Genomic DNA, 21,547 nt, shown 5'->3' on the forward strand with positions numbered 1-21,547 from the left:
AGATATGCTCTTCGGATTGAAGTTGGATTTGAGATAGTTAAATAGTTTGATCGATAACTATTGCTCAGAATTAGGCATTTTATCTATCAATTAATGCCGTAATGTCGTACCAAGTGGAGCAACATCAAATAAAAAGCAGTAGCGAGTGGTTTGGTTACTGCGAGGTAGCCTGTTTCGCGTCCAAGAACTTGTTCAACACCGCTCAATACTCAAATCGTCAAAGTTTCATATATGGTCACGGAACGCTCACCCAAGCGGCTATGGATAAGCTCTTCAAATCAGATATCAATTACAAATCGCTTCCTGCAAAAGTCAGTCAGCTTGTCCTGAAGCAGGTTGCTGATAGTTGGCAATCCTATTTCAAGGCTTTGTCTGCTTGGAAACTTGATTCGTCTAGGTTTACAGGCCAGCCTAAAATGCCTGGTTACATTGATTCTGACGGTCGAAATTTGATTAAATTCAATAACCAAGCGCTCGGTAAAACTGCGTTCAAAAAAGGTTTCATTGCTCCATCCATGTCGCCCATTTTCATTCCAGTCAAACCAGGTTTAAGACTGGCTGATATAATCGAGGTGAGGTTAGTTCCCAAAGTAGGGTGCTATGTAGTAGAAGTCGTTTATGACAATGGGGTGGATGATTGGAAGCTGGTTAATATAGGGTTATCCGCAGCAATTGATATTGGAATTGACAATCTAGCTACAATTGTTTTTTCCGACCCGACGATTCAACCTATAGCTGTCAATGGCAAACCTGTGAAGGCCCAGAATCAATGGTTTAACAAAGAAGTTGCGAGATTGCGCTCAGCTATGGGTTTTGGGAGTTCTCGAAAAATTCAAAACATCATCAGGAATCGTAATAACTTCGTGCATTCTTACTTGCACCAAGCAACTGCCAAGATTACAGCAGAACTTAATGATATTGGCGTCACTCATGTAGCGATTGGCAAAAATCCTCGGTGGAAAAAGGAGGTAAATATGGGAACTAAAAACAACCAGCAGTTTGTTCTAATTCCTCATGCAAAGTTTATTTCAATGTTGACTCGTAAACTAGAAAAATTTGGCATTACCGTAAAGGAAGGTGAAGAATCTTACACCAGTAAGGCTTCATTTTTAGATTGGGATGAGATCCCAACTTGGCAGCCTGGTAAAACCAACACATTGAGTTTCTCTGGTAAACGTGTAGCAACGAAAAAGTACCGCTCTCAAGATGGAACGGTAATTCATGCCGATGTGAATGGTGCGTTCAATATCGGTCGAAAAGTAATTCCTAACTCCTTCGGTTCTCTGGAATTGATTGTAAAGCGGAATAGTGGTTGTGTGGTAGCACATCCCAGACGAGTTAATATCTCGTTCAAAATGACTAAGTTGAAAGACATGAGCGGGTCTGCCCATGTTTGACCATCAATGTAGTAACTATTTATCGCCACTGCAATTAAGTAGCAACTCTCAGATTTTGATGAGTGGCGATGTAGTTGTGAATGAGGGTGCGGCGATCGCCCCTGGAGTAATCCTGCAAGCAGATCCCGGAAGCCGGATCTCGATCGCCGCCGGTGCCTGTATCGGTATGGGAGTTATCCTTCACGCCCGTGAAGGTACTCTGGAAATCGCGGCGGGCGTTATTCTGGGTGCAGGGGTGCTGGTGGTAGGTGCGGGAACGATCGGGGAAAATGCCTGTATTGGCGCCGCGACGACCCTAATCAATCCTTGTATCGACAAAATGCAAATTATGCCAGCAGGTTCTCTAATGGGAGATACCAGCCGCCAAGTCGCCGCAGAACCAACAGCAGCAGCGCCAACAGCAGCGCCAACAGCAGCGCCAACATCACCAGAAACCCCCGAAGCCACTACGCCACCAGTCGATCGACCGATCGAGCCGATCGAGCCACCACAACCCCCCCAAACACCGCCTCAAACTGCGCCGGAGACTGCCCCAGACCCGCCGGAATCCACCGCCGCAGAGCCGCCCCAACCAGGGGAAACGCCAACTATTCTGTACGGTCAAGCTCACATTAATCGGCTGTTGGGGACGCTGTTTCCGCACCGGCAAGCTTTTAATCGATCGGAGGAAAACGGCCAAACTCTATCGGGCGGTTCCGGGTAGCCGTCAATCGATTTTAGATTTTCGATTTTAGATTTGAGATTGAAGCATTGACCCCACGGATAAATTCGGGGTTCCTTTATGGGATACAGGTTTTTTATTTCTGGACGGATGAATCACGTGGCGGGTATCCTCGATGCTTTCGGTCATTTCGGCAAAAGCCAGCTATGCTAAAGGCAGAAAGATCAAATATAAATAGGTAATCTCATATTATTGGTAGCTCAGCAATTTGTCAGGCTTTGCCGCAGCAATCAGTGTCTTGTAGCTCGTGCAGTCTGTCTTCTCATCTGAGAAACTAAAACTATCAACAAATTTTTATTTTGGGAAGTTTCTAAGGGTAATAGAAGATGGACGGACAAACAGATCGTAACAGTCACGAAGAGCGATCGCAGCGCCAGGAATACTTCAAAGACACTGCTTTGGGTTTGGTATCCACCAAGAGTTTTCCGGCAATTGTGGGGACTGCTGACATGATGCTCAAGTCGGCAGGAGTGATTTTAGTAGGATACGAAAAAATTGGTTCCGGTCACTGTACCGCGATTGTCCGCGGCAGAATTTCCGATGTGCGTTTGGCTGTGGAAGCTGGAGCTCAAACAGCGGAACAGTTCGGGCAGTTTGTTTCTAAGTTGGTGATTCCTAGACCTTTGGCTAATTTGGAAGTGGTTTTGCCGATCGGCTTTCGGCTGACTGAACTTTCGGAAAAAGGCAGTTATTCTCGGCTTAGCAATCAGGCGATCGGTTTGCTCGAAACCCGGGGATTCCCGGCAATGGTGGGTGCTTGCGACGCTATGCTCAAATCCGCAGACGTACACTTGGCAGCTTACGAGAAAATTGGCGCCGGTTTGTGCACGGCAATTATTCGCGGTGCAGTTGCAGATGTAGCAGTAGCCGTAGAGGCAGGGATGTACGAAGCTGAGCGAATTGGCGAGTTGAACGCGGTGATGGTAATTCCGAGGCCTTTGGAAGATTTGGAACAAACTTTACCGCTGGCGAGTTGCTGGATCGAGCAGCGTAAACCTGTGATGATGCCCGTGTCGGTTAAGGAAAAGGAACAAGAATTGATCGAACTTCCAGATTTGGAGAAATTGAGAGTTTATGTGGAAGAGGAAATCAATCGGTAATTGGTAATTAGGCAACAAAAGTTTGTAGAGACGTACTGCCGTAAATACTGAGACGAAGTTTGTCAAAAAAATATAGAGTTTACTCGGTAGGACTACTGGCAACAATTTATACTGAGTAGCGGTCTCAAACTTAATTGGGCGATCGAGCCGATCGCCGCCGCATCAAGAGACACAGAGCACCAAGTAAAAGTAGACTTTTGAGATTAAGTCGATCGGGTAAACAATCGAACTGACTAATAAGTAAATCCAGCCGAGGTGCAGAGCCTTTCAACAGGATTTAACTACTGTTAAAATAAACCCAAAATCCTGTTTACGGTAGATTGCCGGGAATCATTCAAGAGTTACTCTGACCCCAGGTGGATGCTCTTTCAACAGATTAACGGCCCTCTAACTCAAAACTGACTGCACAGGAATCAACCCCCAGAATCAAGCAATCCTGAAAGTTGACCTATGAACCTCAAACAATTTTACAAGCGCGGTTTGCACAGCGCCAAGAAAGGAAACTATGAAGCGGCACTTGAGGACTTCGATCAGATACTGCAAGTCAATCCCGCCGATGCCAAAGCCTATAACAATCGCGGCTTGGTTTACTATTACATGAAAGACTACCAAAAAGCGATCGCAGACCTCAGCCAAGCCTTAGATATCAATCCTAACTTCTTCGAGGCTTACTTGAATCGAGGCAATGCTTGGCGTCATCTCGGAGAACACGACAAAGCCATTGAAGATTTAAACTGTGCTTTAGCAAATAAGCCTAACAGCCACGCTATCTACAACAACCGGGGACTTGTACTTGCTAATTTAGGAAATTACGAAGAAGCAATAGAAGACTACAATCGATCTCTATCTATCAATGCCAACAATTATAAAACCTATTACAACCGGGGGCGCGCTTACTACCTTTTGGGAGAAAAAGAGGCCGCAACGGAAAACTTTAACGAAACGCTGCGGTTGAATCCTAAATATATCAAAGCTTACATAAATCGAGGTCTCTGTTACCACCAATTAGGAGACAATACGCAGGCGATGGCCGATTACAACATTGCACTCGGCATCGATCCACAAAATATTTATGCCTATTATAACAGAGGTTGCGTTCGCTATAAATTAAAACAAATGCAGCTTGCAATTGAAGACTTTGACAAAGCAGTGGAACTCGATCCGAACTATGTTAAAGCTTATCTCAACCGGGGTTTAGCGCTGTATAAACTTGGAGATGTTGCGGCAGCAAATAAGGATTTTTACCACGTAATGTGCATTAATGCTGAAGCTTATGTATACTACCAAGCCCAGCGGTGTACGCCTGATATTAATTCGTACTTCAAAGAAGCGCCGCAGGTGGAACTTAATAATGCTGTAGAATACTACAACACGACCTTAAATACGATGTCAACTTCCTTAAGTTCCGCAGCATTAAACGCGGTTTGGAATCAAGAAGATTTAGAGAACAGAGACTCGATTATCTGTGAAAGTGAATTTATTAATGATTGATTTAGTCAGTAGTCATTAGTCCTTAGTCATTAGACTTATTGCATAAATCATTGAGTGACAGGAAAACTGCTGATGCAACGCAGAGGCATTTAAAGATACTTTGTGAATGTATGCAATTCCAGTCTAATGAGTCAGCAGTCATTACTCATTCGTCATTAAGTAGGTCATCCCAAAAAAACAATACCTCAGAAACCCGGTTTCTGCGTATATTTATCGTGAGTCGTCGCAAAATCTTCTAGAAACCGGGAGCATCTCAATGAAAGCAGCAAAGCTCGAAATTGGAATTAGGAGTCAGGAGTCAGGAGCCAGGAGAAAAGAGTCAGAAGGAAGAAGAAAGAAGTGTTTTTGCAAATATGAGATGCTCCCTAGAAACCGGGTTTCTCGCCCCCTGCGTAAGCCCTAATCAAGAGATTTTTAAAGCGGATTGGGTAGCCGTTAAAAATTAAAGTCCTTACTGCCAACAAACAGCAAGGACTTTAATGATTTATTCCTGAGTGTTAAGGATTAACATCCTTACTACACACGTTAAATACTAGCCATCACTTCACGCGCTGCTGCCAAAGTTCTCTCGATATCTTCGTCAGTATGAGCCAAAGAAGTAAATCCAGCCTCAAACTGCGAAGGAGCAAGATAAATTCCGTGTTCCAACATTCCCCGGTGAAAGCGGCTGAACTTCGTCAAATCCGACTTCTTCGCATCCTCATAATTGTGAACCGGGCCAGCCGCAAAAAACAAGCCAAACATCCCGCTAATTTGCCCGCCCCAAACCGCGTGTCCGGCTTCCTTAGCAATTTTTAGCAATCCGTCGGACAGTTTTTTGGTAATCTTATCCAACTGTTCGTAAGTGCCGGGTTTTTGCAGCAATTCCAAAGTCTTAATCCCAGCAGTCATCGCCAAAGGATTTCCCGAAAGCGTACCCGCTTGATACATCGGCCCAGCAGGAGCCACCATCCCCATAATATCCCGCCTTCCCCCGTAAGCACCCACCGGCAAACCGCCACCGATAACTTTACCCAAAGTAGTCAAATCCGGCGTGACACCGAATCTTTCCTGAGCTCCGCCGTAGGCGATGCGGAAACCGGTCATTACTTCATCAAAAACTAACAAAGCACCGTTATCTTTAGTAATTTCCCGCAAACCTTCGAGAAAACCTGCATCCGGGGTAATAAAACCGGCATTCCCCACCACTGGTTCGAGAATTACGCCTGCTATCTCGCCGGGATTTTCGGCAAATAAAGCTTTGACTGCTTCTAAGTCATTGTAGGGAGCGTTGAGGGTATTGGCAGTAACGGATTTCGGGACGCCCGGGGAGTCGGGAAGGCCCAGAGTTGCCACGCCGGAACCGGCTTTTACCAAGAACATATCGGCGTGTCCGTGATAGCAGCCTTCAAATTTAATCAGTTTATCGCGTCCGGTGAAAGCTCGCATCAGCCGCAAAACGGCCATACAGGCTTCGGTGCCAGAGTTGACAAATCGCACCATTTCAATGCTGGGAACCGCATCGATGACCATTTCGGCGAGTACGTTTTCCAACAGCGATGGTGCGCCGAAACTCGTACCTTTTTCTAAAGATTCGTGCAAGGCTTTGATGACTTCCGGGTGGGCGTGGCCACAGATGGCTGGGCCCCAAGTGCCTACATAGTCAATGTATTGGTTTTCGTCAACATCCCAAATGTAGGCTCCTTTTACCCTGTCAAAGACGATGGGCTGTCCGCCTACGGATTTGAAGGCGCGGACGGGGGAACTGACGCCACCTGGCATCAACTTCTGGGCTGCGGCGAAAATTTCTTCTGATTTGGTCGTTTTCAAGGTTGTGGAAACCAATGTTTTCTCCTTAGTGAACGTCTGTTGTTGGTAGAATAATTTTATAGCCAGTTCAACATAAAGGTTAGGTCGATTCAAGGAAACTATTCTAGTAGATTTTAGGGTACAAACCAATGAGTAGCAATACTAGCTTAGGTTTTTTAGGCTTTGTCGCACTAGCACCGTGAAGCGAAGCTATCCCGTAGGGAATCGCCCTAAAATGTAATTTTTTGTAAAATAGTTCTTGACAATTTACCCATCACTTGCTCAATCTTCTCTCTTCCTCTGCGTCCTCTGCGTTCTCTGCGGTTAATAAAAAAAACAATCTCCGACAGGAAAGCGTTAATCTATCTTACCAAGTTGAAATAAAAGTATGTCTACTACTGATTTATCGAGTTTGAGCCGATCGATCCCAATTGAAAAGATTCGTTACGACGATCGCGGTTTAGTGCCTGCGATCGTCCAAGATTATTTGGACGGTACGGTGTTAATGATGGCCTGGATGAATCGGGAGTCGCTGCAAAAAACGCTCTCTACCGGGCAAACTTGGTTCTGGAGTCGTTCTCGTTCCGAATTGTGGCCCAAAGGCGCGACTTCGGGACACATTCAAAATGTCAAAGGGCTGCGTTACGACTGCGATAGCGATGCTTTACTGGTGACTGTCGAACAAGTCGGAGATATTGCTTGTCACACAGGAGAAAGAAGTTGTTTTCACCAAGTTGACGGGGAAATTTCACCGCCGCCAGGGGATATGTTATCTCAATTATTTGCGGTAATTTGCGATCGGCGCGACAATCCTAACGAAAGTTCTTATACTTGCAAGTTGTTCGAGGGCGGCGACAACAAGATTCTCAAAAAGATTGGCGAAGAGTCGGCGGAAGTTGTGATGGCTTGCAAAGATGACGACAAAGAGGGGATTGCTGGGGAAGTTGCGGATTTATTTTATCACGCTTTGGTTGCTTTGGCTCACCATCAAGTTGATTTAAGAGCAGTTTACCGCAAATTGGGCGATCGACGAAAATAAATTAGTTATTGGTTATTGGGCATTGGGCATTGGGCATTGGGCATTGGTAGCAGCAACAAATAACTAATGACTCATAACTAATGACTAATGACTAATGACTAATGACTAATAACTAATGACTGCTATTTTTCAACATTCGATCGAGCTTTTGCAAAATAAAAATAGCCGCGCCCACACTCAAAGCCAAACCCAACCAAAAATTATCTGCCGCCCATTTACCTCCATCCAAAGCCAAACCGCCCAGCGGTGGCCCGATTAAATAGCCGATCGCCCAACACTGAGAACTAACCGCTAAATACACGCCCCGCAAAGATTCCGGCGCTAAATCCACCACCAAAGCCGAAGCAAAAGGCGTATAAGCAACAGTCGCCATCGACAAAAAGCTCAAGCCTAAAACAGCCAACAATAGATTGCCAGTTGCAGCCATTCCCGTCAAGCCGATCGCAATAAATCCCATTCCCCATAGCAGCGCAGAAATCATCAAAGCTTTCGGATGGGAAAACCGCTTCAAAGCTTTAACAACCGGCAGTTGCAAAGCCACAGTTAAAAACGTGCTAAAAGCAAACAAAACGGTAATTGTACCTGTTGAAAAGCCTTTTCCCGATGTCCCCACCGCGACAAACTTGCTAAAGTACAGCGGCATGGTGGTTTGGATTTGGGAAATATATAATGTGAACAGAGTATTTACTAAAGCATAAACTAGAAGACTGCGATCGCTCAGCGCCACCATCCAACCATTTTTTAGACTTTTTTTGCCTATATCCGTTGAATTAACTGGTTTGTAGGTTTCGGCGATCGCGATCGCCACCACCGCAAACAGCACTAAAAACGAGATACCATCAATAATAAAGAGCGATCGATAATTCCCCGTTATAGAAATCAACAAACCGCCCAAAATAATCCCAACTTGCAAACCCAAATTATCAGCAAGCCGCGTCAAAGCAAAAGCTTCCTGTCGCTGTTCGCCCTCGGTTAAATCGGCCACCATCGTCTCCGTTGGAGGCCAATACAAACCCACGCCAAAACCCATCAGTAAATTGCCCGCAATTAAGCCTGGGAAATCATTAGTCCCCGCCAGTATAAAAGAAGCGGCCGCCGAAATAATTGTCGCCAGCAATAAAGTTCGCCGCCTTCCCCAAAATTTGGAATCGCAAAAAGAACCGCCCAAAATTCTGCCGAATATTCCTGAAACTGAACCGCTACCCAAACCAATCCCAACAGCAGTAGCAGATAAACCGACGCGATCGACAAAAAATATCGGCGCGTAAAATAAAGTAAAACCCGTGCCGCTTTGGGAGAGGAATCTGCCGGCGGCAAGAATCCAGACTTGAGGGGGGAGACGGGGCAACCAAGAGGATAATTGAAATTTAGGCATATATTATTTATAATAGTCGGCGGTTGAAACCGCGTCTAAACTAATGAACAGTCGGCGGTTGAAACCGCCTCTACACAAACGAAGTCCGCCTTCGCGGACTCAAGAATTAAGCAGGTATTAAAGCAGGATTTGGTATTATGGAGTCAAACCCAAACTTAACCTTACTTGTTCGCGAACTTCGCGACAAAAATTTAATGCTTCGCGCGCTGTATCTTTATCAGCCGAAGCCCCCGGATAGCGATAGGCAACGGAGAAAGCAGTTAACGCTAAAAGTTTTGTGCGAAGCTTATCCCACCCAGGCTCAACGGGCAACAGCAAATCTAACAAAACAGTCAAATTATGCGTTCTGCTGAAAGCAATTACTGCTTCCTGCAAACGCGCTTTTAGATATTTCTCGGCACACTGTTGAGCGTGAAAACACGCCGCATCATAATTCGGAGATTTTCGCGCTCGCAATTCCCGCAAAGCTGTAGTAAAATCGCCCTCAGCTTTATCAACCCATTCAAGTGTGAGCGGATTCATAAATCACCTTTCCTTTCTCGATGATTTCCCGCAAAAATAAATCATTCCAAGCTAGACGTTGTTCAATTTCCGAAGGAGTTCGCACTAACAAATCTACAGCAAAGTTTGGCTGAGTTTGATTTAATATTTCCCAAGTTTTACGAAGATTATTACCATCCGAAGATAAAACTACCAACATATCAACGTCCGAATCTTCTGTGGGATTTCCATAGGCGTAAGAGCCGAACAAAATTATTTTTTGCGGTTTGAATTTATTGGCTATTGCCCGACTCAATTCCATGATTGTGTTCATTTCAATCATTTGCTAACATTTTTAATATTTTTCAAATCAACTGTAATAATAACACATGAAATTTCTGGAGTCTCTCCCTCCAATGAGTAATTATCAAGAGATTTTTGACGATCGCCATAAATTTTAAACTGTTGCTGTTGGCTCGCCCGTTGGCGTTAGCGAAGCGATCAGAAAAAAAGCCATCGAAGACGAACACCCGCAAGCTTAACAATTCTTCTCAGTTAGTTACACAAAAGTTACCATTAATTTAAAAATACTTAACACGATTTTAGAAAAAAGTTAGTTAAACTCTAGAAAAGGCAGAAGAAAATTTTAGAGGGTCTAATTTATATGACAGCTATTACAACATCAAGAGTGGAATCAATCAAACCGCGCTGGCAAGCAATTGTCATGGTGGCTCTAATTTTCTGGCTCAGCGTTAGCCTGATTTTGGATCTAGTAATTATGCCCAGTCTCTACGTATCTGGCATGACGACATCACCGGAGTTTGCAACAGCCGGCAATTTAATGTTCTGGGGATTCAACCGCGTTGAGTTAATCTGTTCGGGCGTGGTGGCAACGGGTTTGATGGTTTTGAGCAATTTAGTCGGTGACTTCGGCAAGCGCAGCCGCACAGCAATCTTATTATCATTGGTACTTCTGGCGATCGCCCTGATTGACACCTACGCCCTGACACCCCAAATGAGCGCCTTGGGAATGCAGCTAAATCTGTTCGATTCCGCAGCAGAAGTGCCCGCCGGCATGAATCTACTGCACCAAGGCTATTTTGCCTTGGAAGCGCTGAAGTTGGCTGTCGCCGGTACGCTGCTGGGCTGGTGCTACCAAAACCAAGTTTAATCGACAGAAGGCTAAGAGGTTGAGTTGAGAAAAAAAACTCAACCTGCAGCGGGGGGCGTGAATTCACGCCCCCCGCTAATTTTTTAAATTTTAACGATCGTAAACACCGGATTTGATATTCATCGGCGTTAATCTGTGTTTATCTGCCCTCATCTGCGGTTAAAAAAAGAGAATTTCTTGGGCCGCAGATGACAAGGGATTGACGCTGATTCACGCAGATGAAGAGAAGAGTGATAGGAATAATCTCCGATGCTAACAGATTTGATATAACAATACTGTCAAGTTTCCTGAACCCGCGCAAAAACGGATACTTGCGAACGACTCCTCCCGTGGAGAAAGAAAAATTTTAGACTCTTGTTCAAACTCCCAGATTCATCTGTAGAGTAAATCTAAAATCTAAAATCTAAAATCTAAAATCGACTAACGGCACGCCCTACTCGGAGGTTTCCGGTAAATCTGCTTTTGGCCACAGCAAGCGCAAGCCCATCACCGCAAATCCGATCGCTGCGAGCCCCTTTACCAGTCGTTCCGGCAACACCTCTGCCGTGCTGAAGCCAATGCCCACGCCGATTAAACTCGCCAGAAGCAGCGCCGACGCCGTACCAAAAAATACAGCCCGCGGCGAGTTACAACTACTGCCCAGGGCGATCACAGCTAATTGACTTTTGTCTCCCAATTCTGACAAAAACACTGTAATAAAACTGATTCCCAAAAGTTGCCAGTCCATATTTTTTTCAGTTCTTAATTAGCTCTTGTAGAAATCTACGACTTACCGACAGGCAGACAATTAACCCAGCACTTCCCACAGCAGAACCGCCGAAATCCCCAGTAAAATCACTCCGGCTGCTCTCTCCAAAGTTCTCGGAGCAATCCGACTAGCCAGCCACCTTCCTAGCAACACCCCCAGCAAACTGGTTGCTATCAAAGCCGAACCCGCACCCGCAAAAACGATCCAAGGATTTCGAGATTCAGCCGTCATCAGCAAAATCGCGAGCTGAGTTTTGTCTCCAATTTCAGCTAAAAAAATAGTTGCAAAAGTCGAAGCAAAAATTGCCCAGTGCTTGGGCTTCAGTTTCTTTTGTTCCTGACAAATATCGGGATTTACAGTCACTGAGAGTTCAGCGGGCTCCGGGGTTAAAGCAGCACAAATCTCAGTAACCTCTTTTATTTGTAGTTGTACCTGTTGTGGCAAATCATAATTGAGGTTTACTGAGTCAGAAGCAGACAAGCTTGGCGGAACAGAATCAAGTTTCACGGGCAATGAGTGCTAAACGCTATTTATTTTTGACTTGTACTTTTGATTCTAACTCTCTCGGTGCCTGCTTTTACCAAACCAGGGTCAATCGATTTTAGATTTTAGATTTTAGATTTGAGATTTTAGAATTGAAGCATTAACCCCACGGATAAATTCGGGGGGCAAGTTTTATCGGATACAGGTTTTTTATTCCTCCAGGGATGAATCACGTGGCGGGTATCCTAGATGCTTTCGGTCATCTTTTTCGCCGAAGATTTCAGCAACTCATTCCTGGAACCACTCACCGCGCCCAAAAAGGGAGACAACCCCCCAGATTTATCTGTCGAGTCAATCTAAAATCTAAAATCTAAAATCTAAAATCTAAAATCTAAAATTGACTGACTGGCTGGTTCATGTGCCGTAAGTTCGATCGCCCGCATCTCCCAAACCAGGTACAATAAAGCCCTGTTCGTTGACTATTTCGTCGATCGTTGCCGTGTAAATCATCAAACTCGGGTACTCTGCACTCAGCCTCTTCAAAGCCGGAGGAGCAGCCACCACAGAGATAATCCGAATCAAGCTCGGATCAATTCCCCGTGCAGTCAATTCCTGCATAGTCGCTATAATCGTCCCGCCAGTCGCCAGCATCGGCTCGCTAATTATCACCCGCGTTTGCGGGATAAACTGCGCCGGCAATTTGTTCAAATAACAAGTCGGTTGTAGCGTCTCCTCATTTCTTGCCATGCCGAGGTGGTAAACCGACGCCAGCGGCACAACCGTCTGAATTCCTTCGAGCAGTGCCAAACCCGCCCGCAAAATCGGTACCACAACTAACGGAGCTTCCGGGTTGATAAAAGCCGCCGGACATTCTGCCAAAGGCGTCTGCACTGTGGTTTCCACTGTCGGCAGCCATTCTCGAATCGCCTCGTAAGCCAGCCACCTTCCCAATTCTGTCATCGCAGAACGAAAAAGTACCGAGGGGGTGGCGCCGTCGCGGGCAACAGCCAGCCAGTGTTTAATTAATGGATGCGGAGGAACGTAAACGCGCAGTTGCAGGGACATTAGGAAATTGGGGAGATTGCTAGGTTTGAGGGATTTTATGCGGTGCGATCGATCTTCTTTGAGGGCTTCGCCAACGGGCGATCGATCGCTCTGTGCAACTTATCACATCCTTGAGGGCGCATACAAGCCAGAGATTGAGAATCGACCGAAGAGCACTATTTTTAAGATTGCCCTCACAGGCTCAAACCTCCGCCGGAGTGCCGGACTATTGCGACAACCACCAGCAGTCGGTTAGAACTGACATCTTGCACCATTATTAATAAGCCTTTCACGGGCGGGCTCTATGCCCACCCCACAAGAAAACTCACTCTTTGTGGAACAGGCATCTTGCCTGTTCTTGAGAATTGTGCAACATATGAGTTAGAACCCATTCGCCGATCGACCTCCATCAGCTTATTGAAATATTTTTCCAATAGTATTGACATTAATTAGCAACAAGGCTATAGTAATTTTTAGTGTTCTCCTCTCAAAGGATCGGCAGACGGGGGCAGTCGGCAATGGTAGACTGTTCCCGCATTTTTTTGGGAAGCAGGGGCATTGGGCGTTGGGCATCGGGCAAACAGGGCATCGGGCATTGGGCATCGGGCATTGGGCATTGGGCATCGGGCATTGGGCATCGGGCATTGGGCATCGGGCATTGGAAATAGTTTATTTTTCTTCCTTCTTCCTTCTTCCTTCTTCCTTCTGGAGCGATCGACTGTAAAATCATAGAAATATTAAGATTTTTAACCCAATGTCAGCTCCTACCCAATCCCAGTTATTTTCTCCCAACTCCCGCCCTACAGAGCAAGAGTTTGATGTAATTGTCATCGGTTCCGGCATTGGTGGACTCGTGACAGCCACCCAGCTAGCGGCTAAGAAAGCCAAAGTTTTAGTGCTCGAAAGCTATACAATTCCGGGGGGTAGTGCTGGATATTTCGATCGAGAAGGCTACAGATTCGATGTCGGCGCCTCCATGATATTTGGTTTCGGACAGCGTGGCACCACCAACCTCCTCACCCGCGCCCTGAAAGCAGTCAACGTCACCTTAGAAACCATTCCCGACCCCGTACAGCTTCACTATCACTTACCCAGCGGCTTGGAACTTGAAGTTCCCCAGGCTTATGAGAAATACTTGCAAGAATTAACAGACAGATTCCCTCACGAACGCGAAGGAATCCACAAATTTTACGGCGAATGCTGGAACGTCTTTAACTGCCTCAACGGCATGGAATTGCTATCCCTAGAAGAACCCGGATATCTCGTCCGAGTCTTTTTTCAGAATCCTTTAGCCTGTTTGGGATTAGTAAAATATCTGCCTCAAAATACTGGCGACATTGCGCGGCGCTACATAAAAGACCCTACTTTGCTGAAATTTATCGACATGGAATGCTACTACTGGTCTGTAGTACCCGCAGACTTGACGCCGATGATTAATGCCGGAATGGTATTTTCCGACAGACATTACGGTGGCATCAATTATCCCAAAGGCGGAGTCGGTCAAATCGCCCAAAAATTAGTAGAAGGATTAGAAAAATGCGGCGGAAAAATTCAATACAAAGCTAAGGCGAAAAAAATTATAACAGAAAACGGCCGCGCTGTCGGAGTCGAGCTAGCAACCGGCGAAGTTTACCGCGCCAAGCGCATAGTTTCTAACGCCACGCGGTGGGATACTTTTGAGAAATTGCTGCCCGCAGAAGAGATGCCCGCTAGCGAAAAGAAATGGCAGCAGCGCTATCAAAAAGCCCCCAGTTTCTTGAGTTTGCATTTGGGAGTGGAAGCAAGCGTAATCCCTGCCGGTAGTGCCTGCCACCACATTTTGTTAGAAGATTGGGACAAAATGGAAGCGCCAGAGGGAACTGTTTTGGTGTCCATTCCGACCGTGCTCGACCCGGATTTAGCTCCCGCAGGATATCACATCGTTCACGCTTTTACTTCGAGTTGGATGGAACAGTGGGAAGGACTTTCGCAGCAGGAATATGAGGATAAAAAGGAAGAGGCTGGAGGGAGAATTATTGAAAGATTAGAAAAGATTTTTCCCGGTTTAGATGCCGGTTTGGATTATATGGAAGTGGGGACAGCGCGTTCTCACCGCCGCTTTTTGGGGCGCGAAGATGGAACTTACGGGCCGATTCCGCGACAGAAGTTAATGGGTTTGCTGGGAATGCCGTTTAATCGAACTTCTATGCCTGGTTTGTATTGTGTGGGTGACAGTACGTTTCCCGGACAGGGTTTAAATGCGGTGGCGTTTTCTGGGTTTGCTTGCGCGCACCGAATTGCGGTTGATTTGGGTTTTTAGTGGTCGTGGTAGGGTAGGGTACGTCAGATTGTTCGCTTGAAATACGAGAGAAAATGTAAGACAAGGCTTCGAGGGTTCCTACAAAAAGACTAAAAACCCGGTTTCTGGATAGAAACCGGGTTTTTAAACTGAAAATTGGCGTTTTCCATTCTTTTAAGAAGTTTACTGGTCGTAGCTGCCGCCGACGCCGATTTGGGTATTGTAGATTTTGGCATTAGTGATGGTCATATCTTCCATTGATGCGCCGGATACGTCAGTGGTGTTAATGATGGCCGCGGTCAGATTTGCCCGATCGAGGTCTGCGTCATTTAAACTGGCATTAGTCAGAAAAACTTGGGTTAAGTTAGCACCCGTCAAGTTAGCACCCGTCAAGTCCGCGCCTTCGAGGTTGGCACTAGATAGGTTTGCGCCTCGTAAATTTGCTTCTCTCAAATCAGCACCAATTAAATGGGCTCCCATTAAATCTGCTCCTGACAAGTCGCACTTAAAACATTGCCCGGTTGACAATAACTGTTGGACGTGAGCGGGATTTTCAGCGCGAGCCGGGCCAGCCAACAGTAGGGGAGTAATTAAAAAAGTAGCGGCTAATAGATTGCGTTTCATAATCCCTTTTCCTCACAGACTCTGTATTCAAGTTCTTGTCTTGATATCTACAATCTTACCACGGTTGTTTTCGGAAGTTGCGATCTAATTCACACATTGGCTGTGATATCAATTGCACTCAACAACGCATACATGGTCTCGACCAGCTTGCAAAACATAATTTCGCAAAACTTAACACTGCCTAACTTAATTCAGTGCCTTTTTGTAGTAACATTTTCTAGGTTAACCCGGATAGCCAACCGATGCGTCTTTCTGAAGATGGAGATGATTCGCAATGCTATGGATGATTTTAGCTGCGATCTTATCGCAAAAAGTGGGAGCATCTCATATTTGTAAAAATACTTCTTCTGGCTCCTTCCTTCTTCTGGCTCCTTCCTTCTTCCTCTTTCCTTCTTCCTCTTTCCTTCTGCCTCCTGCCTTCTGCCTCCTGCCTCAAAACTCCAATTTCTAGCTTGGCTGCAAAGGTGAGATGCTCCCCAAAAAGTTGACAAAAAATACCTGGTTTTTAATAAAAGTGTCACGAGACAGAAAATTTAATTTAAAATAAAGATAAGCTTATAACTTTATAGGTAGAGGAAAAGCAGTCACAGCCCCGATCCCCGGCCCAAGCTCGGCTGCATTTTTAACAATAAATTTTAATTAGGTCTCAGCAGCGCCGTAAAAATCCACCTAGTGCTTGGAAATCAGCACTTTTTTGGAATGTCGCAGAGTCTACGCGATCGCAAAACTCAATTAAATATGCTCAAAAACGATTCCTCCAAGTATCTGCCAACCTTAGCTCAAGTAATAGACCGCTACCCCTTGACAGTTGCGCCCGATACCCCACTAGCAGAAGTAATTACCCTGATGGGCCAACGGCGCGGAATTTGCTCTCTAAACGCAGACATTCCACCAACCGATATCTATCAGCCACTAACAGAAATCGCAAATCCCCCCACCTCAAGCGCGTGCAGAGACGCGACAGGTATCTGCGTCTTTGTCGTGGAAAAATCACTCTTAAAATTATCCTCGCACTCGGCTCCACATTCTCACTTGCAAGGAATCTTTACAGAAAGGGATCTTGTCGATTTGATTGCCTCGGGCAAAAACTTAAAAGGTGTCACCATCGCAGAAGTAATGAGGCAGCCGGCAGCAACTCTGACAAAATCCGAGACTCAAGACATTTTCAGTGCCCTAATTCTCCTGGGGCAACGAAGAATTAAGCACTTGCCAATAGTGGATAGTGAAGGTCAACTCTTAGGAGTAATTACCCCGGAAAGCATTCGCCAAGCCATGCTGAAACCGGCAAATATCTTAAAAATGCGCCGCGTGAAAGAAGTAATGACCGCACAAGTCATTCAAGCACCTCGCTCCGCGTCAGTTATGAGTTTAGCCGAGTTGATGGCCGAGCACCGCGTTAGCTGCGTGGTAATTACCGAATCAACAGAATTATCGAGGGATTTACCGTTCCCGATTCCAGTAGGTATCGTCACAGAACGGGATATTGTGGAATTTCAAGCTTTAGATATAGATTTGTCGCAAACGATCGCCCAAACTGTGATGAGTACCCCCTTATTTAGCCTCAAGCAAGAAGACTCGCTGTGGGTAGCTCATCAGGAAATGCACCAGCGTTTAGTCCGCAGGTTGGTAGTAACGGGGGAACAGGGAGAACTCCTGGGAATAGTTACTCAAACCAACATACTGCGCGTACTTGACCCGATGGAAATGTCCGGGGCGATAGATATTCTGCACGATTCAGTGGCAGAAAGGACTAGGGAATTGCAAAAAGCGATCGCATCCCTCAGCTTGACTAACGCCAGATTAGAAAGCGAAATTGCTACCCGCGTTAGGGCCGAGGCCAGACTCCACCTTTTAGAATCTGCTGTAGTGAACGCTAACGACGCAATCGTGATTATGGATGCCGGAGACAGCGATATCTCCGACCCCACCATCATCTATGCCAACGAAGCTTTTACCCAAATGACGGGCTACCTACCCGAAGAAATCATCGGACAAACCCCCAGTTGCTTGCGCGGCCCAGAAAGCGACCCCACCCAAGTCGATAAAATTCGCCGTGCTTTCTCTCGCCGAGAACCCCTACGCCTAGAATTGATTAACTACCGCAAAGACGGTTCAACTTATTGGGTGGAACTCAACAGCGTACCTATTGCCGACACCTCCGGGAACGTTACCCACTGGGTGTCGGTGCAGCGGGATATTAGCGATCGCAAGCGCATGGAACAAGCATTTTTTGAAGAAAAAGAACTCGCTCATGTTACTCTACAATCGATCGGCGATGCCGTAATCGCGACAGACGCCGACGGCTGCATTTCCACCCTTAATCCAGTTGCCGAAACACTTACTGGTTGGTCTACATTGGAAGCTAAAGGTTTGCCCCTCGCCAGCGTGCTGAGAATAGTTGACGAAACTACCCGGCTGCCGATCGAAAATATCGCCGAAATCGCTTTGTGCGAAGGTCGGATTGTTGACCAAGGACACAACAGCTTGCTGATTGCCCGCAACCACACCGAATTTGCGATCGACCACTGCGTCGCCCCCATCCACGCCAGCAGCGGCAAAATTGTCGGGGCCGTCGTTGTGTTCCGAGATGTCACCCAAGTGCGAACTCAAGCGCGGCAACTCACCTGGCAGGCAACTCATGACCCTCTGACGCAATTAGTCAACCGCCGGGAATTTGAGTACCAGCTAGAGCACGCCCTACACGGCGCTCAAGGTTACGGGCAAGAACACGTGATGCTTTACCTGGATCTCGATCGCTTCAAAATAGTTAACGACACCTCCGGTCATGCTGCAGGGGACGAACTGCTGCGCCAAGTCAGCCAGCTATTTAAAAGCAATATCCACAAAACCGATATTTTGGCGCGTCTCGGCGGCGATGAATTTGCTGTACTCCTGTACAATCGTCCCGTCGAACGAGGATTGAACGTTGCTGAAACGCTGCTGCGAAGCATTCAGGGATTCCGCTTTGCGTGGCAGGACAAAACTTTTTCGATCGGCGTCAGTATCGGTTTGGTAGCAATCAATCCCAAAACAGCATCGACATCTGCGATTTTGAGCGCGGCCGATATGGCCTGCTACGCTGCTAAAAATAAAGGTCGCAACCGGGTACAGGTTTATCAAGCAGGCGATCGAGAATTAATCAAACAGCACGGCGAAACCGAGTGGGTGGTGCAAATTAATCAAGCATTAGAAGAGAATCGCTTTTGCTTGTACTCTCAGCCGATCGTACCTTTGCTCAATTCTCCAACCACCGGAACCCACTGCGAAATCCTCCTGCGCCTCCGGTTGGAAACTGGTGAGTTGGTGTCGCCGATGGCGTTTATTCCGGCGGCAGAACGCTACAACTTGATGCACGCGATCGACCGCTGGGTAATTCGTACTTTATTTAGCAATTTATCTAAAATTTTCACGGCCAATTTATTAGTCCAAGACCCTGGAGTAGGCAGCGATAAAATAGTTACCTTCCCTGCTTGCTCTCTTTTGTCTAATCCGCAATCCTTATTTGGCAAATATCCCACCATTTATTCAATCAACCTTTCTGGGGACAGCCTCAACGAAGAAAAGTTTATCGAGTTTATTCAAGAACAGTTTTCCATCCATCAAATACCGCCGCAAATAATTTGTTTTGAAATTACCGAAACCGTGGCGATCGGTAATCTCAGCAAGGCAGCAAGCTTGATTTGGCAACTCAAGGAACTAGGCTGCCAGTTTGCCTTGGACGACTTCGGCAGCGGGATGTCTTCCTTTGCTTACCTGAAAAGCTTGCCGGTTGATTATCTCAAAATAGACGGCAATTTTATTAAGAATATTGTCGATAATCCTATTGATGTTGCAATGGTGGAAGCTATTACCAAAATCGCTCACGTCATGGGAATTAAAACTATTGCCGAGTATGTTGAAAATCAAAAAATTATGGATAAACTAAATGAACTTGGGGTAGATTACGCTCAAGGTTATCATTTGGGCAAGCCTCAACCTTGTAACTTCACATCTCCGATTTTAGAGGAATTCTTGGGGGAGTTTCCTGTTAATTCTTTGGCTTTTGAGGCTAAGCTGGTTTCTTGAAGAGGGACCTTGGGCAACGAGCAAGCAATGGGATTTAACGGATTTAAGGGAGGGATGTTGAGGGAACAAGAAAAAGGGATCGGAATGATTTAACCGCAGAGACCGCAGAGGGCGCAGAGGAAGAGAAGAGAGAGATGAATAATTCTGATACTAACGCATTTTATAGACCAATCCTTGCAGGACTCGTGATTTGTTTACCCCATCCCAACGGGAGCATCTCATATTTGTAAAAATACTTCTTCTGGCTCCTTCCTTCTTCTGGCTCTTTCCTTCTTCCTCTTTCCTTCTTCCTCTTTCCTTCTTCCTCTTTCCTTCTTCCTCTTTCCTTCTTCCTCCTGCCTCAAAACTCCAATTTCTAGCGGAGGGCTGCAAAGGTGAGATGCTCCCCATCCCAACCCTCCCCGAACCCCCTGGGAGTCCGTAAGAAATTCACAAATGATGGGAGGATTGCTCTATCAGATTAATTTTCCCCATTCCCCCTTTTCCATTACCCATTACCTTCTACAGTAGTTTCCGCCGCTTCAATGTACTGACTGTCTAAGAGAAAAGCACCTTTTTCAAAGCGAATTCCCCAATAATTGCCGGGACGGCGATCGATCACAACGCCTTCAGCGCCGATCGCAATTAAATTCGCAGGCCGCAGCATCGGCATCGGTTCGGCAGTTTTGACGTAAGGCGGCATCGCCACAACTCGGACTTTTTGACCGATTGTAAATTCTTTTTCCATGAGTTTTATTCCCTACGAAAACACGGCGATAAAGGAATTTTAACAAGGAATGTTTCTGTTTGAGTGATTAATTAGGGATGATAATAAAATGAAGAACTATGAAGCGTAATTAAAGGAAGTATTTGCCAAACTATTGATATTTTAGGGTTCCATCTTCGTTATATTCAAGTTCATAATATTTTCCCCCTAACTCTAAGTCATGAATACATCGTTGGTAGTTTTTGGCTCCCATATCGAAAGGGTTAGTTCTGTTCAATCTTGCCCATTCAGCTATCTTTAGCTGGTTAGTTACCCCTGAAGCATCGGCTACGGTTTTGACAATCCAATCAAACATTTTTTTTCCTCTAAGCTGTCTCTCACTCTACCTCTCTATATTAGCTATATATTCACCTATAGGCAATCAAACATTTTTTTCCTCTAAGCTGTATCTCACCCCTAACTTGGACGATCGCCCGTAACACCCCTGACCGATCGCGCTACAATTGTCTATTGGGATGAAAACGGCCGATCTAAAAGTAGGGGATAGTTGTTATGGCTACAAGTCGTCGCATTGAGCGCGTAGCTTCAATGGTTAAGCGGGAAGTCAGCCTGATGTTGCTCAACGGCATTAAGGACGACCGGGTAGGTGCCGGTATGGTTAGCGTTACCGATGTAATTGTTTCGGGAGACCTTCAGCATACAAAAATTTTTGTCAGCATCTACGGTACTGATGAGGCAAAGGCTGAGACTATGGAGGGTTTGAAATCTGCAACTAGCTACGTCCGCAACCAGTTGGGCCAACGATTGCAACTGCGCCGGACGCCGGAAGTGATTTTTCTCGAAGACCGTTCTTTGGAACGGGGCGATAAAATGTTGATACTGCTGAATCAGCTTTCGGCCGATCGCAAACCAGGTATGTTTGATGACGAAGAATTGGCCGATGGCAATGAAAATGATGATGATGATGATGATGAGGATTTAGAAGCAGACGAGGATTAGTGTCTGAAGGTATTGACACTCCCCAACCTAAAGGTGTG

23 protein-coding genes are annotated in these 21,547 nt (G+C 46.0%); 10 read left to right on the forward strand and 13 right to left on the reverse strand.

What is annotated here, in order from left to right; genetic code table 11:
• Positions 1 to 101 precede the first annotated feature (101 nt).
• The 4 genes from QT990_RS04970 (at position 102) to QT990_RS04985 (ending at position 4,709) form a co-directional block, all read left to right on the forward strand.
• On the forward strand, positions 102 to 1,397 hold the full coding sequence (locus tag QT990_RS04970) for a transposase (protein WP_333142857.1): 1,296 nt from the start codon (positions 102 to 104) through the stop codon (positions 1,395 to 1,397).
• On the forward strand, positions 1,390 to 2,100 hold the full coding sequence (locus QT990_RS04975) for a carbon dioxide concentrating mechanism protein (RefSeq protein ID WP_333464992.1): 711 nt from the start codon (positions 1,390 to 1,392) through the stop codon (positions 2,098 to 2,100). The genes QT990_RS04970 and QT990_RS04975 overlap by 8 nt, the downstream gene beginning before the upstream one ends.
• 344 nt (positions 2,101 to 2,444) lie before the next feature.
• A complete protein-coding gene (locus QT990_RS04980; RefSeq protein WP_190731639.1) occupies positions 2,445 to 3,218 on the forward strand; it encodes a BMC domain-containing protein in 774 nt (257 codons plus the stop codon).
• Positions 3,219 to 3,668: 450 nt separating this feature from the next.
• Positions 3,669 to 4,709: a tetratricopeptide repeat protein gene (locus tag QT990_RS04985; protein WP_333142855.1), complete on the forward strand. Its 1,041-nt coding sequence runs from the start codon at positions 3,669 to 3,671 to the stop codon at positions 4,707 to 4,709.
• Positions 4,710 to 5,234: 525 nt separating this feature from the next.
• On the opposite strand, the gene hemL is transcribed toward QT990_RS04985, so the two are convergent.
• Complete coding sequence (gene hemL / locus QT990_RS04990; protein ID WP_333464993.1) at positions 5,235 to 6,533, reverse strand: glutamate-1-semialdehyde 2,1-aminomutase; 1,299 nt, start codon at positions 6,531 to 6,533, stop codon at positions 5,235 to 5,237.
• A gap of 352 nt (positions 6,534 to 6,885) precedes the next feature.
• On the opposite strand from hemL, the gene hisIE reads away from it, so the two are divergent.
• Complete coding sequence (gene hisIE, locus QT990_RS04995; RefSeq protein WP_333202715.1) at positions 6,886 to 7,536, forward strand: bifunctional phosphoribosyl-AMP cyclohydrolase/phosphoribosyl-ATP diphosphatase HisIE; 651 nt, start codon at positions 6,886 to 6,888, stop codon at positions 7,534 to 7,536.
• 112 nt (positions 7,537 to 7,648) lie between these two features.
• On the opposite strand, the gene QT990_RS05000 is transcribed toward hisIE, so the two are convergent.
• The 3 genes from QT990_RS05000 to QT990_RS05010 form a co-directional block, all read right to left on the reverse strand.
• Complete coding sequence (locus QT990_RS05000) at positions 7,649 to 8,911, reverse strand: MFS transporter (RefSeq protein ID WP_333464994.1); 1,263 nt, start codon at positions 8,909 to 8,911, stop codon at positions 7,649 to 7,651.
• Positions 8,912 to 9,046: 135 nt separating this feature from the next.
• Complete coding sequence (locus QT990_RS05005) at positions 9,047 to 9,433, reverse strand: HEPN domain-containing protein (protein WP_333283366.1); 387 nt, start codon at positions 9,431 to 9,433, stop codon at positions 9,047 to 9,049.
• Entirely contained in the window at positions 9,414 to 9,725 is a 312-nt protein-coding gene (locus tag QT990_RS05010; protein WP_333101836.1) for a nucleotidyltransferase domain-containing protein, read from the reverse strand. Before QT990_RS05010 ends, QT990_RS05005 begins: the two co-directional genes overlap by 20 nt.
• A 330-nt stretch (positions 9,726 to 10,055) precedes the next feature.
• Here QT990_RS05010 and QT990_RS05015 point away from each other — a divergent pair, with 330 nt between their 5' ends.
• Positions 10,056 to 10,562 carry a hypothetical protein gene (locus QT990_RS05015; protein WP_333142851.1) on the forward strand — a complete coding sequence of 169 codons (507 nt, stop codon included), beginning with the start codon at positions 10,056 to 10,058 and terminating at the stop codon, positions 10,560 to 10,562.
• 433 nt (positions 10,563 to 10,995) lie between these two features.
• Here QT990_RS05015 and QT990_RS05020 read toward each other — a convergent pair whose 3' ends face one another.
• The 3 genes from QT990_RS05020 to upp all read right to left on the reverse strand — a co-directional run bounded on the left by QT990_RS05020 (position 10,996) and on the right by upp (position 12,858).
• The gene (locus QT990_RS05020; protein WP_333464995.1) at positions 10,996 to 11,289 is read right to left on the reverse strand and encodes a TMEM165/GDT1 family protein; all 294 of its coding nucleotides are present in this window, start codon (positions 11,287 to 11,289) and stop codon (positions 10,996 to 10,998) included.
• A 60-nt stretch (positions 11,290 to 11,349) separates the two neighbouring features.
• Positions 11,350 to 11,817 carry a TMEM165/GDT1 family protein gene (locus QT990_RS05025; RefSeq protein WP_333142849.1) on the reverse strand — a complete coding sequence of 156 codons (468 nt, stop codon included), beginning with the start codon at positions 11,815 to 11,817 and terminating at the stop codon, positions 11,350 to 11,352.
• A 390-nt stretch (positions 11,818 to 12,207) separates the two neighbouring features.
• Entirely contained in the window at positions 12,208 to 12,858 is a 651-nt protein-coding gene (upp, locus tag QT990_RS05030; RefSeq protein ID WP_333142848.1) for a uracil phosphoribosyltransferase, read from the reverse strand.
• A gap of 16 nt (positions 12,859 to 12,874) precedes the next feature.
• Here upp and QT990_RS05035 point away from each other — a divergent pair, with 16 nt between their 5' ends.
• Entirely contained in the window at positions 12,875 to 13,093 is a 219-nt protein-coding gene (locus QT990_RS05035) for a hypothetical protein (RefSeq protein WP_333464996.1), read from the forward strand.
• A 231-nt stretch (positions 13,094 to 13,324) separates the two neighbouring features.
• On the opposite strand, the gene QT990_RS05040 is transcribed toward QT990_RS05035, so the two are convergent.
• Positions 13,325 to 13,567 carry a hypothetical protein gene (locus QT990_RS05040; RefSeq protein WP_333142846.1) on the reverse strand — a complete coding sequence of 81 codons (243 nt, stop codon included), beginning with the start codon at positions 13,565 to 13,567 and terminating at the stop codon, positions 13,325 to 13,327.
• 24 nt (positions 13,568 to 13,591) lie between these two features.
• On the opposite strand from QT990_RS05040, the gene crtH reads away from it, so the two are divergent.
• Positions 13,592 to 15,136, forward strand: coding sequence for a carotenoid isomerase (gene crtH / locus QT990_RS05045; RefSeq protein ID WP_333142845.1), 1,545 nt, complete (start codon positions 13,592 to 13,594; stop codon positions 15,134 to 15,136).
• Between the two features lie 162 nt (positions 15,137 to 15,298).
• Here crtH and QT990_RS05050 read toward each other — a convergent pair whose 3' ends face one another.
• Both QT990_RS05050 and QT990_RS05055 read right to left on the reverse strand, forming a co-directional pair.
• A complete protein-coding gene (locus tag QT990_RS05050; protein WP_333142844.1) occupies positions 15,299 to 15,739 on the reverse strand; it encodes a pentapeptide repeat-containing protein in 441 nt (146 codons plus the stop codon).
• A 191-nt stretch (positions 15,740 to 15,930) separates the two neighbouring features.
• On the reverse strand, positions 15,931 to 16,230 hold the full coding sequence (locus QT990_RS05055; RefSeq protein WP_333142843.1) for a hypothetical protein: 300 nt from the start codon (positions 16,228 to 16,230) through the stop codon (positions 15,931 to 15,933).
• 208 nt (positions 16,231 to 16,438) lie between these two features.
• Here QT990_RS05055 and QT990_RS05060 point away from each other — a divergent pair, with 208 nt between their 5' ends.
• Complete coding sequence (locus QT990_RS05060) at positions 16,439 to 19,804, forward strand: EAL domain-containing protein (RefSeq protein ID WP_333464997.1); 3,366 nt, start codon at positions 16,439 to 16,441, stop codon at positions 19,802 to 19,804.
• A 218-nt stretch (positions 19,805 to 20,022) separates the two neighbouring features.
• Here QT990_RS05060 and QT990_RS05065 read toward each other — a convergent pair whose 3' ends face one another.
• The 3 genes from QT990_RS05065 to QT990_RS05075 all read right to left on the reverse strand — a co-directional run bounded on the left by QT990_RS05065 (position 20,023) and on the right by QT990_RS05075 (position 20,865).
• Positions 20,023 to 20,199 (reverse strand): hypothetical protein, encoded by a 177-nt coding sequence (locus QT990_RS05065; protein WP_333464998.1) that lies wholly within the window; start codon positions 20,197 to 20,199, stop codon positions 20,023 to 20,025.
• A 92-nt stretch (positions 20,200 to 20,291) separates the two neighbouring features.
• On the reverse strand, positions 20,292 to 20,531 hold the full coding sequence (gene sipA, locus QT990_RS05070; protein ID WP_333101820.1) for a regulatory protein SipA: 240 nt from the start codon (positions 20,529 to 20,531) through the stop codon (positions 20,292 to 20,294).
• Positions 20,532 to 20,661: 130 nt separating this feature from the next.
• A complete protein-coding gene (locus QT990_RS05075; RefSeq protein ID WP_333464999.1) occupies positions 20,662 to 20,865 on the reverse strand; it encodes a hypothetical protein in 204 nt (67 codons plus the stop codon).
• A 197-nt stretch (positions 20,866 to 21,062) separates the two neighbouring features.
• Between QT990_RS05075 and rbfA the strand changes: the two genes are divergently transcribed.
• Entirely contained in the window at positions 21,063 to 21,509 is a 447-nt protein-coding gene (gene rbfA, locus QT990_RS05080; protein WP_333283387.1) for a 30S ribosome-binding factor RbfA, read from the forward strand.
• Positions 21,510 to 21,547 lie beyond the last annotated feature (38 nt).

This window comes from Microcoleus sp. T3_B1 (genome assembly GCF_036700445.1).
Classification (GTDB): domain Bacteria; phylum Cyanobacteriota; class Cyanobacteriia; order Cyanobacteriales; family Microcoleaceae; genus Microcoleus.

What these genes read in the sequence shown, in the direction of transcription:
- QT990_RS05040 (WP_333142846.1), bottom strand. Translation starts at nt 13,567, where the DNA reads ATGATTTTACAGTCGATCGCTCCAGAAGGAAGAAGGAAGAAGGAAGAA.
- upp (WP_333142848.1), bottom strand. Translation starts at nt 12,858, where the DNA reads ATGTCCCTGCAACTGCGCGTTTACGTTCCTCCGCATCCATTAATTAAA.
- QT990_RS04985 (WP_333142855.1), top strand. Translation starts at nt 3,669, where the DNA reads ATGAACCTCAAACAATTTTACAAGCGCGGTTTGCACAGCGCCAAGAAA.
- QT990_RS05005 (WP_333283366.1), bottom strand. Translation starts at nt 9,433, where the DNA reads ATGAATCCGCTCACACTTGAATGGGTTGATAAAGCTGAGGGCGATTTT.
- QT990_RS05010 (WP_333101836.1), bottom strand. Translation starts at nt 9,725, where the DNA reads ATGAACACAATCATGGAATTGAGTCGGGCAATAGCCAATAAATTCAAA.
- crtH (WP_333142845.1), top strand. Translation starts at nt 13,592, where the DNA reads ATGTCAGCTCCTACCCAATCCCAGTTATTTTCTCCCAACTCCCGCCCT.
- QT990_RS05060 (WP_333464997.1), top strand. Translation starts at nt 16,439, where the DNA reads ATGTCGCAGAGTCTACGCGATCGCAAAACTCAATTAAATATGCTCAAA.
- rbfA (WP_333283387.1), top strand. Translation starts at nt 21,063, where the DNA reads ATGGCTACAAGTCGTCGCATTGAGCGCGTAGCTTCAATGGTTAAGCGG.
- QT990_RS04980 (WP_190731639.1), top strand. Translation starts at nt 2,445, where the DNA reads ATGGACGGACAAACAGATCGTAACAGTCACGAAGAGCGATCGCAGCGC.
- QT990_RS05000 (WP_333464994.1), bottom strand. Translation starts at nt 8,911, where the DNA reads ATGCCTAAATTTCAATTATCCTCTTGGTTGCCCCGTCTCCCCCCTCAA.
- QT990_RS04975 (WP_333464992.1), top strand. Translation starts at nt 1,390, where the DNA reads ATGTTTGACCATCAATGTAGTAACTATTTATCGCCACTGCAATTAAGT.
- sipA (WP_333101820.1), bottom strand. Translation starts at nt 20,531, where the DNA reads ATGGAAAAAGAATTTACAATCGGTCAAAAAGTCCGAGTTGTGGCGATG.
- QT990_RS04970 (WP_333142857.1), top strand. Translation starts at nt 102, where the DNA reads ATGTCGTACCAAGTGGAGCAACATCAAATAAAAAGCAGTAGCGAGTGG.
- QT990_RS05050 (WP_333142844.1), bottom strand. Translation starts at nt 15,739, where the DNA reads ATGAAACGCAATCTATTAGCCGCTACTTTTTTAATTACTCCCCTACTG.
- hisIE (WP_333202715.1), top strand. Translation starts at nt 6,886, where the DNA reads ATGTCTACTACTGATTTATCGAGTTTGAGCCGATCGATCCCAATTGAA.
- QT990_RS05075 (WP_333464999.1), bottom strand. Translation starts at nt 20,865, where the DNA reads ATGTTTGATTGGATTGTCAAAACCGTAGCCGATGCTTCAGGGGTAACT.
- QT990_RS05015 (WP_333142851.1), top strand. Translation starts at nt 10,056, where the DNA reads ATGACAGCTATTACAACATCAAGAGTGGAATCAATCAAACCGCGCTGG.
- QT990_RS05020 (WP_333464995.1), bottom strand. Translation starts at nt 11,289, where the DNA reads ATGGACTGGCAACTTTTGGGAATCAGTTTTATTACAGTGTTTTTGTCA.